This is a genomic window from Enterococcus sp. HMSC061C05 (assembly GCF_001814765.1).
GTDB classification, from domain to species: Bacteria; Bacillota; Bacilli; order Lactobacillales; family Enterococcaceae; genus Enterococcus_B; species Enterococcus_B lactis.
In genome coordinates, this window is record NZ_KV817731.1 from 1 (window position 1) to 16,244 (window position 16,244).

Annotated in this window: 16 protein-coding genes and 1 pseudogene; 11 read left to right on the forward strand and 6 right to left on the reverse strand. The window is 39.0% G+C overall.

Annotated features, from left to right (window positions below):
- Positions 1–33 precede the first annotated feature (33 nt).
- Positions 34–135: pseudogene (locus HMPREF2988_RS13965) on the reverse strand (ribonuclease P); the annotation flags it as partial.
- Positions 136–328: 193 nt separating this feature from the next.
- On the opposite strand from HMPREF2988_RS13965, the gene HMPREF2988_RS03865 reads away from it, so the two are divergent.
- Positions 329–1,990, forward strand: a complete 1,662-nt coding sequence (locus HMPREF2988_RS03865; RefSeq protein WP_002289796.1) for a peptide ABC transporter substrate-binding protein — start codon at positions 329–331, stop codon at positions 1,988–1,990.
- A gap of 69 nt (positions 1,991–2,059) precedes the next feature.
- Here HMPREF2988_RS03865 and HMPREF2988_RS03870 read toward each other — a convergent pair whose 3' ends face one another.
- On the reverse strand, positions 2,060–2,407 hold the full coding sequence (locus HMPREF2988_RS03870) for a DUF3899 domain-containing protein (RefSeq protein WP_002293571.1): 348 nt from the start codon (positions 2,405–2,407) through the stop codon (positions 2,060–2,062).
- A gap of 83 nt (positions 2,408–2,490) precedes the next feature.
- Here HMPREF2988_RS03870 and opp3b point away from each other — a divergent pair, with 83 nt between their 5' ends.
- From opp3b to HMPREF2988_RS03895, 5 genes are read left to right on the forward strand one after another with little or no spacing between them, the layout of a single operon-like run.
- A complete protein-coding gene (opp3b, locus tag HMPREF2988_RS03875; protein WP_002293573.1) occupies positions 2,491–3,432 on the forward strand; it encodes an oligopeptide ABC transporter permease in 942 nt (313 codons plus the stop codon).
- Complete coding sequence (locus tag HMPREF2988_RS03880; protein ID WP_002293574.1) at positions 3,433–4,476, forward strand: ABC transporter permease; 1,044 nt, start codon at positions 3,433–3,435, stop codon at positions 4,474–4,476.
- Positions 4,477–4,481: 5 nt separating this feature from the next.
- Complete coding sequence (locus HMPREF2988_RS03885; protein WP_002315752.1) at positions 4,482–5,552, forward strand: ABC transporter ATP-binding protein; 1,071 nt, start codon at positions 4,482–4,484, stop codon at positions 5,550–5,552.
- Positions 5,542–6,495 carry an ABC transporter ATP-binding protein gene (locus HMPREF2988_RS03890; protein WP_002310132.1) on the forward strand — a complete coding sequence of 318 codons (954 nt, stop codon included), beginning with the start codon at positions 5,542–5,544 and terminating at the stop codon, positions 6,493–6,495. The genes HMPREF2988_RS03885 and HMPREF2988_RS03890 overlap by 11 nt, the downstream gene beginning before the upstream one ends.
- An 11-nt stretch (positions 6,496–6,506) precedes the next feature.
- Positions 6,507–7,517: an RNA-guided endonuclease TnpB family protein gene (locus HMPREF2988_RS03895; protein WP_002293578.1), complete on the forward strand. Its 1,011-nt coding sequence runs from the start codon at positions 6,507–6,509 to the stop codon at positions 7,515–7,517.
- Between the two features lie 282 nt (positions 7,518–7,799).
- Here HMPREF2988_RS03895 and HMPREF2988_RS03900 read toward each other — a convergent pair whose 3' ends face one another.
- Together HMPREF2988_RS03900 and HMPREF2988_RS03905 are read right to left on the reverse strand one after the other, a co-directional pair.
- The gene (locus HMPREF2988_RS03900; RefSeq protein WP_002293580.1) at positions 7,800–8,621 is read right to left on the reverse strand and encodes an NUDIX domain-containing protein; all 822 of its coding nucleotides are present in this window, start codon (positions 8,619–8,621) and stop codon (positions 7,800–7,802) included.
- Between the two features lie 97 nt (positions 8,622–8,718).
- Entirely contained in the window at positions 8,719–8,997 is a 279-nt protein-coding gene (locus HMPREF2988_RS03905; RefSeq protein WP_002293582.1) for a hypothetical protein, read from the reverse strand.
- Between the two features lie 268 nt (positions 8,998–9,265).
- Between HMPREF2988_RS03905 and metG the strand changes: the two genes are divergently transcribed.
- A complete protein-coding gene (metG, locus tag HMPREF2988_RS03910; RefSeq protein WP_002293583.1) occupies positions 9,266–11,275 on the forward strand; it encodes a methionine--tRNA ligase in 2,010 nt (669 codons plus the stop codon).
- 54 nt (positions 11,276–11,329) lie between these two features.
- Here metG and HMPREF2988_RS13195 read toward each other — a convergent pair whose 3' ends face one another.
- Both HMPREF2988_RS13195 and HMPREF2988_RS03915 read right to left on the reverse strand, forming a co-directional pair.
- On the reverse strand, positions 11,330–11,602 hold the full coding sequence (locus tag HMPREF2988_RS13195; protein ID WP_002293584.1) for a hypothetical protein: 273 nt from the start codon (positions 11,600–11,602) through the stop codon (positions 11,330–11,332).
- Positions 11,603–11,750: 148 nt separating this feature from the next.
- Positions 11,751–12,338 (reverse strand): hypothetical protein, encoded by a 588-nt coding sequence (locus HMPREF2988_RS03915; RefSeq protein WP_070770016.1) that lies wholly within the window; start codon positions 12,336–12,338, stop codon positions 11,751–11,753.
- 174 nt (positions 12,339–12,512) lie between these two features.
- On the opposite strand from HMPREF2988_RS03915, the gene HMPREF2988_RS03920 reads away from it, so the two are divergent.
- The 4 genes from HMPREF2988_RS03920 to rsmA all read left to right on the forward strand — a co-directional run bounded on the left by HMPREF2988_RS03920 (position 12,513) and on the right by rsmA (position 16,205).
- Positions 12,513–13,835, forward strand: coding sequence for an APC family permease (locus HMPREF2988_RS03920; RefSeq protein WP_002293587.1), 1,323 nt, complete (start codon positions 12,513–12,515; stop codon positions 13,833–13,835).
- A 154-nt stretch (positions 13,836–13,989) separates the two neighbouring features.
- Entirely contained in the window at positions 13,990–14,766 is a 777-nt protein-coding gene (locus HMPREF2988_RS03925; RefSeq protein ID WP_070770017.1) for a TatD family hydrolase, read from the forward strand.
- Positions 14,759–15,328, forward strand: a complete 570-nt coding sequence (gene rnmV / locus HMPREF2988_RS03930; RefSeq protein ID WP_002315760.1) for a ribonuclease M5 — start codon at positions 14,759–14,761, stop codon at positions 15,326–15,328. Before HMPREF2988_RS03925 ends, rnmV begins: the two co-directional genes overlap by 8 nt.
- A complete protein-coding gene (gene rsmA, locus HMPREF2988_RS03935) occupies positions 15,321–16,205 on the forward strand; it encodes a 16S rRNA (adenine(1518)-N(6)/adenine(1519)-N(6))-dimethyltransferase RsmA (protein WP_002293596.1) in 885 nt (294 codons plus the stop codon). The genes rnmV and rsmA overlap by 8 nt, the downstream gene beginning before the upstream one ends.
- Positions 16,206–16,244: the final 39 nt, after the last annotated feature.

The following is a 16,244-nucleotide window of genomic DNA, read 5'->3' on the forward strand; positions in this document are numbered from 1 at the left end:
CCGAGAAACTGGCTTTTGAACACCGTTTATTCGGATAAGGAACTGTGACAAGACTTTTGTCAGAGTTCCTTTTTGTTTATTCTTTTTTATCTTTGTATGGCAATAATAGACAATATAACAAAAATTATTTAATGGCTACTGAAAGACAATAGAAAACCTTGTACAAAGCTATTTTTTCTGAAAAATTCCTTGAAACCTCACGAAAAAATCATTATTTTATGAAAAAGGCAAAAAAAAGTGTTGATTTTTTAATAATTATTCATTAAACTCTTAAACAACTTCAGAAAATATTAATTATTCTGAAAATTCCAATAAAGGGGTACGTAAAATGAAAAAGAAATTTACATTTGGTTTGGTTGCGGTATGCGGCCTTGTACTTGCTGGATGTTATGGCGGCAGTTCAGCCACAAGCAGTAGTTCAGCAAAAAGCGGTTCAGCAGATGGAGGAGGCGTATTTAACTTAGTCGTGCCTCAAGAAATGCCTACAGCTGACTTATCAGTTGCAACAGATACAATCAGTTTTACAGCATTGAATAACGTTTATGAAGGAATCTACCGTCTTGATGAAGACAGCAAACCACAGCCGGCAGGAGCTAGCGAGTTGGCAGAAGTCAGTGAAGACGGATTAACTTACAAAATCAAATTACGAGAAGACGCAAAATGGTCAAATGGTGATCCTGTGACAGCAGCGGATTACGTTTATGGCTGGCAACGAACAGTAGACCCAGCTACAGCTTCTGAATATGCTTACCTGTATGCGCCAGTTGAAAATGCAGAAGACATCACAGCTGGAAAGAAAGATAAATCAGAACTAGGGATCAAAGCAGTTGGCGACTATGAATTAGAAATCAAATTGACGAAACAAACACCATATTTCCAATACCTGCTTGCTTTCCCATCATTTTTCCCACAAAAACAATCCGTAGTGGAAGAAAATGGGGATGCCTATGCATCTGCAAGTGATAAAGCTGTTTATAATGGACCATTCACATTAGAAGATTTCGATGGACCAGGAACAGATACAGAATGGACTTATAAGAAAAATGACCATTACTGGGACAAAGACACAGTAAAACTTTCTGAAATCAAAGTCAGTGTAGTAAAAGAATCTTCTACTGCTTTGAACTTATTCAAAGATGGCCAAGCAGATGATGTGATCTTGTCTGGTGAATTAGCACAGCAAAACGCAAACGATCCAGCTTATACTTCTGTTAAAGAAGCACGAACAAGCTATATCGAATTCAACCAACGCGAAAAGAATTCACCATTCAACAATGTGAACCTAAGAAAAGCTATTTCTTATTCTATCGATCGTGAAGCTTTAGTAAAACAAGTACTAGGTGACGGATCAGTTGTCTCTACAGGATTGATCCCATCAGATATGGTAAAAAGTCCAACAACGAACGAAGACTTTGCAAAAGAAGCTGGAAAATTAGTTTCTTATGACAAAGACAAAGCAAAAGAATATTGGGAAAAAGCGAAAAAAGAATTGGGCGTTGATTCTTTAGAATTTGATTTGATGGCTTCTGATGATGATTCATCGAAAAAAGTAATCGAATATGTTCAAAACTCAATCCAAGAAAACTTGGATGGCGTAACAGTCAAACCAACACCTGTTCCATTCTCTGTACGTCTTGACCGCTCAACTTCGGGTGATTTTGACGCAGTACTAGGTGGATGGGCTGCTGACTATGCAGACCCAAGCAGCTTTACTGATTTGTTTGTCACAGGTAATTCATACAACCGTGGTCGCTGGAGCAATGCAGAATATGACGAAGCAGTTAAAGCAGCTTCATCAACAGATGCTGGCGATGAACAAGCACGTTGGGATGATTTCCAAAAAGCAATCAAGATCATCTCTGATGATATGGGTGTCGTTCCGGTGTACCAAAAAGCAGAAGGTCACCTAGTGAATGAAAAAATCAAAGGTATCGTTCACCATGCTGCAGGCGCTTCATGGGATTACAAATGGACATACGTTGAAGAATAATCGTTAATACCGTGAGCATGAGAAAAAACGAGGCTGCGGCAAATGTCGCAACCTCGTTCTCATATTTACTTATCCTAACAAAGAAAAAAGCATGAAAATAGCAGAAAGAGCAATTAGTATTCCGGCAATGATCAGCCAAAAGCTGTACATACCGTAGCTGGCAGACGAGAGCGAGGAAAATTCTGGTTTTTTCTTTCGGTTCCTTGTTCGTGCAAGATGGACCGATCGCTGAAAATGATCAAAGAAACCCGAAGAAAAGACCCATAAAAAACCGCCGATAATCAGAAACGGCAATGACCATAAGAATAGATCATTAGATAATTGAATGAGTGTAAAGGAATGGTTGATGACGTTTTTTATTAAAATAACCAGAATCAGTAGAAAAGCTACTGCGTAAGGGATAGATTTTTTTTTCATTTGATTGCTCCTTTATTTTTGGTTCATTATCTAATAATGTAGCGAAACATCTGTCAGAAGTCAAAAGCTAGGGGGAAACATTAGTGAATAGTTATATCAAATATGTATTAAAACGTGTCTTTTTCATGATCATCACGCTTTGGTTAATTGCAACAATTACCTTTTTCTTGATGCAATTGCTGCCGGGCACGCCATATACGAATCAGGAACGTTTGAGTCCTGAAACAATCGAGATGCTAAATAAACAAGTCGGTTTGGATAAACCAGTTATCGTACAATATGGGATTTATCTTTCTAATTTGCTTCAAGGCGATTTTGGAATTTCCTTCCAATTTAAAAACCAGCCAGTCGCACATTTGTTAGCTGGAAGAATCGGACCATCTTTGCAATTAGGGTTACAGGCAATTATCTTTGGAACAGTCCTAGGAACGATTTTAGGAACGATTTCTGCCATGAAGCAAAATACATGGGCAGATACATCTTCTACACTTGTAGCGATATTAGGTCGTTCCATTCCAAACTTTGTATTTGCTGTTCTACTACAATATATCTTTGCAATCAAATTACAAGTTTTACCAATCGCAAAATGGGATGGCTTTGTGTACACGATCTTGCCGACAATTGCATTGGCCATGTCGCCGCTTGCTGATTCTGCTCGATTTATCCGGACGGAAATGGTGGAAGTACTGCATAGTGATTACGTGGAATTAGCAAAAGCAAAAGGGTTGAGCCGTTGGGAAATCGCCTTTAAACATGGTCTTCGAAATAGTTTGATCCCATTGATGACTTTATTAGGACCCTTGGCTGTCGCATTGATGACCGGATCACTGGTGGTAGAAAATATTTTTGCTATTCCTGGTATCGGGGAACAATTCGTTAAGTCGATCACAACAAATGATTATCCTACGATCATGGCTGTAACGATCCTTTACTCATTTATGTTGATTTTTGTTATTTTGATCGTTGATTTGTTGTACGGTCTAGTTGATCCAAGAATTCGTGTTTCAGAAGGGAGCCGAGGATAAATGGAAATGACACCAAAGCGTTATGAAACAGTCGCAGATATTCCTGCGGATGAGTTTCTTCCATTACAAAAAAATACCGAAGAAGAACGTGAGCAGATTACTGCGCCTTCTTTGAATTTTATCCAAGATTCATGGCGCCGTTTAAAGAAAAACAAAGCTGCCGTTATTTCAATGTTTTTACTGTTGGTCATCATTTTGATCTCTGTGGTCACGATCTTTGTTTCTCCACATGATCCAACTGCCCAAAATGTGGCTTATATCAATCTGCCTCCTCGTATTCCGGGAATCAATATCGATGGATTGAATGGAAAAGCAATGGTCGGCGGTGAACTGGTGGATAAATATGCTCAAGCAAACGTTCCTTCAAACGTAAGTTTCTTTTTAGGAACAGACGGTTTGGGCCGTGATGTATTAAGCCGTTTATTTATGGGAACGAGAATCTCGTTGTTGATCGCATTTATTGCTGCATTACTAGATGTAACGATTGGTGTAGCTTACGGGTTAATATCTGGTTTGTTAGGCGGACGTGTCGATAATGCGATGCAACGTTTTTTGGAAATCTTGTCAGGAATTCCAAACCTCGTTGTCATGATCTTGATGTTGGTCGTTTTTGAACCAGGAATTTTTTCCATCGTGGCTGCTATGGCCATCACAAACTGGATACCAATGGCACGTATCGTTCGTGCACAAACAATGAAATTAAAAGATCAAGAATATGTTCTAGCTGGATTGACATTAGGTGAATCAAGAATGAAAATTGCATTCAAACATATTTTGCCGAATATCTCCAGTGTCATTATTATTCAAATGATGTTTAGCATCCCATCTGCTATTTTCTTCGAAGCCTTTTTAAGTTTTATCGGTTTAGGTCTTACGCCTCCGTCAGCTTCATTAGGAACGATGTTGAGCGAAGGGTACAAGACATTCCTGTATCTGCCTTATCTATTATGGATTCCGGCAGTAACTTTATCGGTTATCATGATTGGCTTTAACTTACTTGCTGATGGATTGCGTGATGCCTTTGATCCTAAAATGAAAGAGTGAGGACGATGACGAAAATTTTAGAAGTGAAAGACTTAGAAATCTCTTTTGATACGTATGCTGGAAAGGTACGAGCGATTCGCGGTGTCAATTTTCATTTGAATAAAGGAGAAACATTGGCGATCGTTGGGGAATCTGGAAGCGGAAAATCAGTGACGACCAGAAGCATCATGCGCTTGCTGTCGAGCAATGCCAATATAGATGCTGGGCAAATCCTCTTTAAAGGTAAAGACATCGTTGAAAAGACAGAAAGAGAGATGCAAAAAATCCGCGGAAAAGAAATAGCAATGATTTTCCAAGATCCAATGACCTCTTTAGATCCGACGATGCCTATTGGGAAACAAGTTGCTGAGTCTCTTAGAAAGCATAATAAAGTTTCGAAAAAAGAGGGACAAAAAGCTGCATTAGAACTGCTTAAATTAGTTGGTATACCTGAAGCGGAGAAACGTATCAATAGTTATCCCCATCAGTTTTCAGGAGGTCAACGCCAACGGATCGTGATTGCGATCGCACTGGTATGTTATCCGGAAATCCTGATTGCTGATGAACCCACAACAGCACTTGATGTGACTATCCAAGCACAAATTTTGGAACTGCTGAAAGAAATTCAGACAAAAATCGATACATCAATCATTTTTATCACTCATGACCTTGGTGTAGTAGCAAACGTTGCTGACCGTGTAGCTGTTATGTATGGGGGAAGAATCGTTGAAGTAGGAACATCCGAAGAGATTTTCTACAACCCGCAACATCCCTATACTTGGGGACTGCTTGGCTCAATGCCGACATTAGACAGTGCGAACGACCGATTGTACGCCATTCCTGGTTCTCCACCGGATTTATTGAACCCGCCAAAAGGAGACGCATTCTACCCAAGAAATGAATTCGCGATGAAAATCGATGCAGAACAAGAACCGCCATTTTTTGAACTATCAAAAACGCACAAGGCAGCAACTTGGCTACTTGCTCCACAAGCGCCTAAAGTGACGCCACCAGAAGAAATCCAACGTCGCTGGGCTATTTTTAAAGAGAAACAAAAACATACTTATGGTCAAGGAGGAATTGCTGATGCCAAATAAACTACTTGAAGTTAAAGGACTGAAACAGTATTTCAATGTAGGAAAAAAGAATGAAGTACATGCTGTAAATGACATCAGCTTTCACATCTATGAAGGAGAAACATTTGGTTTAGTAGGAGAATCTGGAAGCGGAAAATCCACTACTGGCCGTACGATCATTCGTTTGAATGAACCTACTGACGGTGAGATATTATTCGACGGTCAAGATGTAACGAAGATCAAAGACAAAAAAGGATTGACGAAATTCCGACATGATGTTCAGATGATCTTTCAAGATCCATACGCTTCGCTGAATCCTCGGATGAAAGTCAGAGATATCATTGCGGAAGGAATTGATGTCAATGGGTTAGCTAAGTCACCAGAGGAACGTGCCAAAAAAGTCGATGATCTATTAAGAACCGTTGGATTGAATCCGAGCCATGGCACTCGTTATCCCCATGAATTTTCAGGAGGACAACGCCAGCGTATTGGTATTGCACGAGCATTAGCAGTAAAACCGCGATTTATCATTTGCGATGAACCGATTTCTGCATTAGATGTTTCCATTCAAGCCCAAGTTGTCAATTTATTGCAAGATCTCCAACGAGAACATCAATTGACCTATCTATTTATTGCGCATGATTTATCAATGGTTAAACATATCAGCGACCGAATCGGTGTAATGCATAACGGTTTGTTATTAGAAATGGGAAAAAGTGATGAAATCTATAATCATGGTGTCCATCCTTATACAGAAAGTTTGTTATCTGCTATTCCTTTGCCAGATCCAGATCATGAGAGAAAGCGCAGAAGAATCAAATATCAACCCGAACCAGATGACGGACAAGTACGTCAGCTTCGTGAAATCGCACCAGAACATTTTGTTTATGCAACTGAGCAGGAAGTCCCATATTATGCAAAAAAATTAAAACGACAAAAGGAATCTCTTCTGGTTGCTAACTAGGAGGGACATAGATGCTAAAAGCTTTTAAATTCCGTATGTATCCGACAGAAGAACAAAAACAGCAATTGATCCGTACTTTTGGCTGTGTTCGATTTACCTATAACCATTTGCTGAAAGAACGGCAGAAAAGTTGGCAACAAACAGGAGTGGCCGATTTTTCGCTCACGCCTGCTACGTTAAAAAAAGAATACCCATTCTTAAAAGAGGTAGACAGTCTTGCTTTAGCAAATGCACAGCTTAATTTGGACCGAGCTTTTCGCAATTATTTCAAGGGACGTGCCAGCTTTCCAAAGCTTAAAACGAAAAAAAGTATGTGGCAATCTTATACGACGAATAATCAAACCCATACGGTCTATCTGAAAAACGGTCATTTAAAATTACCAAAACAAAAAGAACTGATCAAGATAAACCAGCACCGTCCAGTCGAAGGCACGATTCGTTCCGCTACGATTTCTGCTCGATATAATGAAGAGTTCTATGTCGCACTACTTTGTGATGTTTCATCAATAAAAAAAGAATCTTCAGCTAAATGGATTGGGATTGCCTATCATCCAAAAACATTGATCGAAACATCGCAGCCCATAGAAGTAACTTTGCCAAAATTTGACCAGACAGAAGAAAAACTTCAGCATGCACAGCGGAAATTAAGCGTAAAAGTCCGCTCCGCTCACCATAGAAAGACCAGGTTAGATAAGGCAAGCAATTATCAGAAACAAAAGAGAAAAGTAATGGATCTTTATCTGAAACAAAAGAACCAGCGAGAAGATTATCTTGAACAATTATCTGGGAAATTGGTCAAACAATATGACTACTTATTTGTAGAATCTTTTCCAAAAGAAGAGGCACATGCTGATTTTTCTATTCATGACTGGCATAAATTAATAACAAAATTGCGTTATAAGTCTCAATGGTATAATAAAAAATTTCTTTTGATCAATACCGACGGAGCAGAAGAAAGCAATTCTGTAAGAAAGAGCCAAGTGTTAGAACAACTAGGCAGGCATTCGGTCATCAAGGAATAAAAAATGAATGAAACTGACAGGAGCGTTAGGGTTCGCCTTGTTAATAAAAAGTCTGATTGACTTTTGTTTCTAGGAATTTTCTTTTGAAGAAAAGCTCACTAATTATGACAAACCAATAAAACAATAGCAGAAAAAATTCGTACGAGTTTTTTCTGCTATTGTTATTTTTTTATTCGAAGAATTTTACTGACACGCCAAAGTATAGAGCAAAAAACGCAAAACACAAAGAGCGTCTTTCCATTTTTCTTGAGTGTTTAGAACGGAGCCCTTTCTTCACAATCCTTACTCATGATGCCCCGGCTTGAGCTGATAGATTTTTGAAGGGCGACCGATTCCTACAGGACGTTCGCCAATCTCGTCGAAATATTGGAGCATAGCTTTCTTAAAATTGGAATGATCGATCGTTTTATAATCGATTCCTAAGAACTTTGCAAATACTTTTCGAGCTTCTGTAATCGTGAAATCTTTACCTAAAACTTGCAAAACTTGCGGTTCGTGTTCCATTTTATTGACTACACGGTTGAATGCTTTCAAAATGATTTGACTATGGTCAAAAGCTAAAGTATCTTTGCCAGAAGACTCTCCAGTGACTAAGTCAAGTGAGATAGCCACTTCTCCGCTCGATAAATTGATTTTGTTGCCGTGACGTTCCAATGTGAACCAGCGTACTTCTTTAGCATCATCTCCGGCGATCAGCGGTTCTTCTCCAATAAAAGCTAAGTAGCTGACTGTGACGACCCAACCTCGCGGATCTCGATTAGGCGTACTGAATGTATGCAGTTGTTCAATGTTTTCTTTAGAGATAACTACACCAGTTTCTTCTTTTGTTTCTCTTAAGACACTTTCTCCAGTTGACTCATCCTTTTGGACAAAACCACCAGGTAATGCCCATGAATTTCGATAAGGATGCCCTTTTCGTTGGATCAGCAATACTTTCAGCTGATCTTCTTCTTTGTTATAGCACATCAGTACGATATCGACAGTCAAAGAGGGCTTGTCATATTCTGGACGTTCCTGTTTTTGATACCAGTTAAGAAAATCTTCTTCACTTGCTTCATGTTCATAATATAATTTTTCTTCTTCTTTAGAAGCAAATCGGTTCATCAGACCACCTCCGTTGACATTAAAAGTACTTTTTACCTTATTGTAGCAGACTCTGAAAAAAAACCAAGGATTTACTTGGAAAATCCTTGGTTCTCCCTTAAATATGAAAAATAAATGGAAGTACTAGATTGAATAAAAAGAAAAGCAGATAAAACGGTAATACTTTATACCGCTCTTCACGAACGGCAAAGAAGCCGCAAATAACGATATATGCGTCAATGACAAAACGTAAAAGCCATGCGACTGTCATGAAACTGTTCAAATGCCCATGAAGGTTAAAATAACCATACATACGAATATAAAAATAGCTGAATATCAAATGTGCTAATGAAAGAAAAGCAATACTAAGTGTAAAAAAAAGATGTTTCTTCTGCATGATCGTTCCAGTCCCTTACTAAAATAGATAGTCTTTATTATACCACGAGTCAGAAGAGAAATAAAAAGCCGTCTCCAACTAAACATGAAACAAGATGAAAAATAGCATTTATTCCCTCTGTCCTTCCTTTTGAAGGAGGGATTCATCATAGAGAAGAAGTCATTTATCCAGACTTTTTCATTTTGAAAAAAAGCTAACAGCTTGCTTTTTTTATGGTATACTAGCAAGGAAACGAATTCGCATCATGCGATAAAGGAGGAAGAGCCCCGTGGCAGAAAAGGAAACTTTTTATATCACTACGCCAATCTATTATCCAAGCGGCAAACTTCATATCGGCAACTCATATACTACGATTGCATGTGACGCAATTGCTCGTTATAAACGGTTGATGGGCTTTGATGTGTTTTATCTCACTGGAGTGGATGAACATGGTCAAAAAATCGAAACAAAAGCAGAAGAATTAGGTGTAAAACCGCAAGAATACGTAGATAAAATGGCGGCTGATGTCAAAAAATTATGGAAAACGCTTGATATCAGTTATGACAAATTCATTCGTACGACAGATGATTACCATAAAGCAGCTGTTCAAAAAATATTTGATCGTTTATTAGAACAGGGAGACATTTACTTAGGTGAATATGAAGGCTGGTACTCTGTTTCTGACGAAGAATTCTTTACGGAAACACAACTTGCAGAAGTGTACAAAGATGATGAAGGCAATGTGATCGGCGGTAAAGCGCCAAGCGGACACGAAGTAGAATTGGTAAAAGAAGAATCTTACTTCTTCCGCATGAGCAAATACGCAGATCGTCTGTTGGAATACTATGAAGAACATCCTGAATTCATCCAACCAGAATCTCGTAAAAATGAAATGATCAACAACTTTATCAAACCAGGATTAGAAGATCTTGCAGTTTCAAGAACAACCTTTACTTGGGGGGTACCAGTCAAGAGTGATCCGAAACATGTGGTGTATGTATGGATCGATGCATTGTCCAATTACATCACTGCACTAGGCTACGGGTCCGAGGATGAAAGTCTATTCGAAAAATACTGGCCTGCAGATGTTCAGATGGTCGGTAAAGAAATCGTTCGCTTCCATACGATCTATTGGCCAATCATGCTGATGGCTCTTGATTTGCCTCTACCTAAAAAAGTATTTGGTCATGGCTGGTTATTGATGAAAGATGGAAAAATGTCTAAATCAAAAGGAAATGTCGTTTATCCTGAAATGCTTGTGGAACGTTATGGTTTAGATGCACTCCGTTATTATTTGCTTCGTGCTGTGCCATTTGGGTCAGATGGCGTCTTTACGCCAGAAGATTTTGTTTCTCGTGTCAATTATGATCTGGCAAATGATCTAGGGAACTTATTGAATCGTACGATCGCTATGATCAATAAATATTGTGATGGACTCGTTCCTGATTATGCCTCACTTGTCACTCCATTTGACAGTGAACTGTCTACGACGGCTGCTAACGTTGTCGGACGTTACCATGATGCAATGGAAAAAATGGAATTCAATACAGCGTTAGCTGAAATCTGGGTGCTGATTTCTCGTGCAAACAAATACATTGACGAAACAGAACCATGGGTATTAGCAAAAGACGAAGAAAAGAAAGCTGAATTGAATAGTGTCATGATCCATTTAGCTGAATCCTTGCGTATCGCCGCAATTTTACTTCAACCGATCATGACAGAAACGCCAGAGAAGATCTTCAATCAACTAGGGTTGGACCCTGAAACGATGAATCTTGAAGGATTGCACTTTGGCGAATTCCCTTCAGGAACAAAAGTAGTTGCAAAAGGTACACCAATCTTCCCACGTTTGGATATGGAAGAAGAAGTTGCTTTTATCCAAGAAAAAATGTCTGAAGGTACTCAAACAAACGAAGATACAGTCAAATGGGATCCAGAAGAAACAGAACTTGTTTCAACGAAAGAAAAACAAATCAAATTTGATGTATTTGAAAAAGTTGAACTAAAAGTAGCAGAAGTCATCAACTGCCAAAAAGTAGAAGGGGCAGATAAGTTGTTGCAATTCCGACTAGATGCTGGAGACAGCCAAGATCGTCAAATTTTGTCAGGAATCGCTGAATTCTATCCTGATCCAAGCGAACTGATTGGGAAAAAAGTAGTGATCGTCGCAAATCTGAAACCACGAAAGATGCGTGGACAAATCAGTCAAGGAATGATCCTTTCCGCAGAAGCACCAGATGGCTCTTTACAAGTGATTGAAGCACCAAAATCCATGCCGAATGGCTCAGAGATCGCATAAAATCATAAGAAAAACTCGCAAGACAATGTTGCTTGCGAGTTTTTTTAATTCCTGTCAATTGCCCCAATGGTGATTATGGAAGCCAATCATATAATAAAGACACATATAACCATATAAATTGTATCCTAGAAAAAGAAGGACGAGCTTTACCCACCGATGGAATCTGCAGCTTCCTAAAAACAAAAGAAAAAGTGGCTGCGAATAGTTGAATAAAATATTTGTGCTCCTTTCCTCTGTCTGCCAATTAAGAAAAAGGCTGATAGGAATCGTAAAGACAGAAAGAAGCAACATAATGATAAGTGGACGGGCGGTTTTTAATTGGTTCATCTGGCGCTCCTTTTTATTTTATTGTCTCTTACATCCAAGGATTTTGAAAGCAATAATTTGTTGACATCTACTAATAGTATTTAAAATAAAGAAAACAATCATCGATTTTGACCTCGATGATTGTTTTCTTTATTTTGTAAAAATCCGATTATTTGATTTTATGGTAACCTTTTATTTTTGTCTTCAAACGGCTTGGTAAGAGCGCAGTAAGCAGTGCAAATGGAATCGAAAAGACATACCAGAAAATCGTTCTTCCAATACCATAACGCTGATACAGTTTCGTCAACATCACATGAAGCAAGATCAATCCTAAAAGCAAGGCACCAGCTGAAAACCAATGATTATTCCAATGCATGACTTCACGAAGTGCCATCACTCCGAAGGGATAAAAATAAAAATAGATCCCTACTAAGGTCATCCGCCAGTTCTTTGTAAATGTTCCGATGTTCAATAAAAAGAAAATCGCTGAAAGCAAAATACCGATAGGTGGGAATAACCCCACTAGAAAGGAATACAACATCCCCCACAAAATCATCCCGGGGCCTTTGATCAATGCAACGATTGCGATGAACACAGTCAGCAATATCAATTTTTGTGATAACGTCGCAATGGTCAATAATCCAAATAAAATCAACGTGAACCAATGCCAACGGGACTGCTGCTGTTCTTTACGAGAAAAATCGATTCGGTTGGATAAATAATCTGCTAATTTCGGATAAGAACGCTTAAAATCCATAAACTGTTCCTCCTTCGTGGAAAAGGTAGGTTTAGTATACGCAAAATAAAGAGGAAATACATCCGTCTTAAGAGGGAGTTTTTCATTGAAAGTGGAGAAAAAAGAATGGTAAATTAAAATATTCTCAGTTATAATGAAAATTATACCAAATTTCAAAGAAGAAAGAGGATGGGAATGAAAGGCAAACTAAAACGAGAAATCAATCTGTTTGGCGCATTAGCTACCGTTATGGGAACCGTGATCGGCGCAGGGGTCTTCTTTAAAACCGCTGCTGTTACTGCAAGCACGCAGTCTACAAGTTTGACATTACTAGCTTGGCTTTTGGGTGGTTTCTTAACGATCTGTGCTGGATTGACAGTGGCTGAATTAGCTACAGCGATCCCAGAAACTGGTGGAGCTGTCAAATATATTGAAGCAGCTTATGGAAAGCTGCCTAGCTTTTTATTAGGATGGGCGCAAAGCTTGATTTATTTCCCTGCTAATATTGCTGCATTATCGATTATCTTTGCGACACAATTGACGAACTTATTACAATTATCTACCGACTACCTTTTGTTGATTGCAGTGATTACCGCTGTTTCTGTGACAGGATTGAATTTATTAGGAACAAAAGTCGGTGCGTCTGTACAATCAGTGACGCTGATTGTTAAATTGATACCAATTGCCGTGATTGTCGTATGGGGATTATTGACACCAGGACAAGGAACTGTCCAGCTATTTCCAATCGAAGCTGGAAAAGAGGTTACTTTTGTCGAAGGCTTGAGCAGTGCGTTGCTAGCAACATTGTTTGCTTATGACGGCTGGTTAGGCGTCGGCGCAATGGCTGGTGAAATGAAACGGCCGGAAAAAGATTTGCCTAAAGCGATTATACTTGGGCTGAGTTTTGTCACTGTCGTTTATTTATTGATCAATTTTGTTTTCTTGAAAACTCTGCCGATTGATCATCTTGCCGGTAATTTGAACGCAGCTTCTGAAGCATCAGACGTCATTTTTGGAGAAATCGGCGGAAAACTGGTCACTATTGGGATTTTGATTTCGGTATACGGGGCATTGAATGGGTATACCTTAACTGGGATTCGTGTGCCTTATGCGATGGCTTTGGAAGACGAGCTACCTTTCAGCAAACAGCTGACAAAGCTTTCAAAGAAATTTACGGTACCTTATGTTCCTGCGATTTTCCAGTTAGCAGTAGCTTGTATTATGATGAGCCTTGGTTCTTTCGACTTTTTAACCGACATGTTGATTTTTGTGATGTGGCTATTCAGTTTACTGATTTTTATCGGTGTCTTTATTTTAAGAAAAAAAGCGCCGGAATTGCCACGCCCATATAAAGTACCACTTTATCCAATCGTTCCGATTATTGCGATTCTCGGTGCTATTTTCATTTTAGGTATGACGATGATGACGCAAACGAAATTAGCATTGATCGGTATAGGTGTTACCTTGATTGGTATCCCAGTCTATTATCAAAAAAAGAAAAAACGCTCAGAAGAGTAAAATATTTCAACAACAGATAGAAAAAGTACGAACTAAGTCCTCTGGATCTTCGTGCTTTTTCTGTTTCAACAAAACAAGTTCTTCTATTTTGATTTTTGCTACTTCTGCAAGCAGTGCTAATGTGCTAAAGTAAGAATGAAAAGGAGCGATAAACATGATATTTGATTCTCATACCCATTTAAATGCGGAACAGTTCAATGAAGATATTCCAGAAACGATTCAGCGAGCACAAGAAATGGGGGTAACGAAAATGGCGGTCGTGGGCTTCGATACGCCAACGATTAAAAAGTCTTTGCAATTAAGCCATGACTATCCAAATATATACAGTATTATCGGTTGGCATCCGACAGAGGCTGGCAGTTATACGAAAGAAATCGAAAATAAATTACAAGAACAATTGACTTTGCCAAAGGTTGTAGCATTAGGGGAAATTGGCTTGGATTATCATTGGATGGAAGACCCGAAAGAAGTCCAAGATAAAGTATTTCGCAGACAGATTGCTATCGCAAAAGAAATGAACCTTCCAATCAGTATCCATACTAGAGAAGCACTTGAAGACACGTATCAAATCCTAAAAGAAGAAGATGTTCGAGATATCGGTGGAATCATGCATAGTTTCAGCGGTGATTATGAATGGGCAAAACGATTTCTTGATTTAGGGATGCATATTTCATTTAGCGGTGTCGTCACTTTCAAAAAAGCATTAGACGTCCAAGAGGCTGCAACAAATGTACCAATCGAACGATTACTTGTGGAAACAGATGCCCCTTATTTGGCACCAGTTCCTTTTAGAGGAAAGCGAAATGAACCAGGCTATACTCGTTATACAGTAGAAAAGATTGCTGAACTTCGGAATCTGCCAACAGAAGAAGTGGCTGCCCAAACATGGTCAAATGCGCACCGATTATTTGGTCTAAGCGAACATGGATAAGATGAGGATCCAAGAGATTATAGTCGTTGAAGGAAAAGACGATACAAGAAGGCTACGGGAAGTAGTTGATGCAGATACGATAGAAACGATCGGTTCTGCTATCAATGAAGATATCCTGATGCAAATTGAACATGCCCAAGAGACACGAGGGGTGATCGTTTTTACCGACCCTGATTTTTCAGGAGAAAAAATAAGAAAAATCATTATGGAAGCTGTTCCTCAGGCAAAACATGCTTTTTTGCCGCGTACACAAGCTAAACCAAAGAAAAAGGGAAGTCTTGGTGTTGAACATGCAAGTGATGCTGCTATTTTAGAAGCATTGAAAAAAGTTGTGACGCCAGACATTTCCCAAACGGCTGTTTCTGAAATCACTAGACAAGACCTTTTAGACTATGGTTTAATAGCTGGAGCACAAGCAAAAGAAAAACGAGAAAAACTAGGTGATGAGTTGCGTATCGGTTATACGAACGGCAAACAATTGGAAAAACGTTTGAAGATGTTTCGTATCACGCCGAAAGAGCTCGCACAAGCAATGAAAATAGTGGAGGAACAACATGAGTGAATATCGTGAAATCGCGACACCCTCTAGAACAAAAGAGATTTTATTGAAACATGGTTTTTCATTTAAAAAAAGTTTAGGACAAAATTTTCTCACTGAACCAAACATTTTAAGAAAAATCGTAGAAACTGCGCAAATAGATGAACGAACGAACGTGATCGAAGTTGGGCCAGGAATTGGCGCATTGACAGAACAATTAGCGATGCATGCAAAGCAAGTCGTAGCATTTGAGATTGATGATCGTTTGATTCCTGTATTGGCTGATACGATGCAACCCTATGACAATGTGACCATCATACATCAAGATATTCTGAAGACGGATTTATCAACAGCCGTAAGAGAAACATTTCATGAAGAGCTTCCGTTAAAAGTCGTAGCAAATTTACCTTATTATATTACGACGCCCATCATGATGCATTTTCTTGAATCGGATTTGGTCGTAGATGAATTAGTCGTCATGATGCAAAAAGAAGTAGCTGATCGAATCTCTGCTGAACCAGGAACGAAAGCATACGGTTCATTATCGATTGCTGTTCAATATTATATGGAAGCCAGTTTAGCCTTCATCGTACCAAAAACAGTATTTGTCCCTCAGCCAAATGTAGATTCAGCGATTTTGAAACTGACAAGAAGAGATACACCGGCAGTAGAAGTGACGGACGAAAAAGCATTTTTCCGATTGACAAAAGCTGCATTTCAGCAAAGAAGAAAAACGCTTTGGAATAATTTGCAGCATTCGTATGGCAAAGATGATCAGACAAAAGCATGGTTAGCAAAAAGCTTGGAAACGGCTGGAATCGATCCAAAACGTCGTGGAGAGACGTTGTCATTACAAGAATTTGCCGCATTAAGCAATGCGATGTCAGAAAATAAGCAGTAAAAAAAGAGGTTGTGACAGAAGTGATCAGCTTCAAGAAAT

Bases quoted from the DNA above. Each gene is read 5' to 3' on its own strand.
- HMPREF2988_RS03865 (WP_002289796.1), top strand. From the start codon at position 329: ATGAAAAAGAAATTTACATTTGGTTTGGTTGCGGTATGCGGCCTTGTA.
- HMPREF2988_RS03870 (WP_002293571.1), bottom strand. From the start codon at position 2,407: ATGAAAAAAAAATCTATCCCTTACGCAGTAGCTTTTCTACTGATTCTG.
- HMPREF2988_RS03880 (WP_002293574.1), top strand. From the start codon at position 3,433: ATGGAAATGACACCAAAGCGTTATGAAACAGTCGCAGATATTCCTGCG.
- HMPREF2988_RS03885 (WP_002315752.1), top strand. From the start codon at position 4,482: ATGACGAAAATTTTAGAAGTGAAAGACTTAGAAATCTCTTTTGATACG.
- HMPREF2988_RS03890 (WP_002310132.1), top strand. From the start codon at position 5,542: ATGCCAAATAAACTACTTGAAGTTAAAGGACTGAAACAGTATTTCAAT.
- HMPREF2988_RS03895 (WP_002293578.1), top strand. From the start codon at position 6,507: ATGCTAAAAGCTTTTAAATTCCGTATGTATCCGACAGAAGAACAAAAA.
- HMPREF2988_RS03900 (WP_002293580.1), bottom strand. From the start codon at position 8,621: ATGAACCGATTTGCTTCTAAAGAAGAAGAAAAATTATATTATGAACAT.
- HMPREF2988_RS03905 (WP_002293582.1), bottom strand. From the start codon at position 8,997: ATGCAGAAGAAACATCTTTTTTTTACACTTAGTATTGCTTTTCTTTCA.
- HMPREF2988_RS13195 (WP_002293584.1), bottom strand. From the start codon at position 11,602: ATGAACCAATTAAAAACCGCCCGTCCACTTATCATTATGTTGCTTCTT.
- HMPREF2988_RS03915 (WP_070770016.1), bottom strand. From the start codon at position 12,338: ATGGATTTTAAGCGTTCTTATCCGAAATTAGCAGATTATTTATCCAAC.
- HMPREF2988_RS03920 (WP_002293587.1), top strand. From the start codon at position 12,513: ATGAAAGGCAAACTAAAACGAGAAATCAATCTGTTTGGCGCATTAGCT.
- HMPREF2988_RS03925 (WP_070770017.1), top strand. From the start codon at position 13,990: ATGATATTTGATTCTCATACCCATTTAAATGCGGAACAGTTCAATGAA.
- rnmV (WP_002315760.1), top strand. From the start codon at position 14,759: ATGGATAAGATGAGGATCCAAGAGATTATAGTCGTTGAAGGAAAAGAC.
- rsmA (WP_002293596.1), top strand. From the start codon at position 15,321: ATGAGTGAATATCGTGAAATCGCGACACCCTCTAGAACAAAAGAGATT.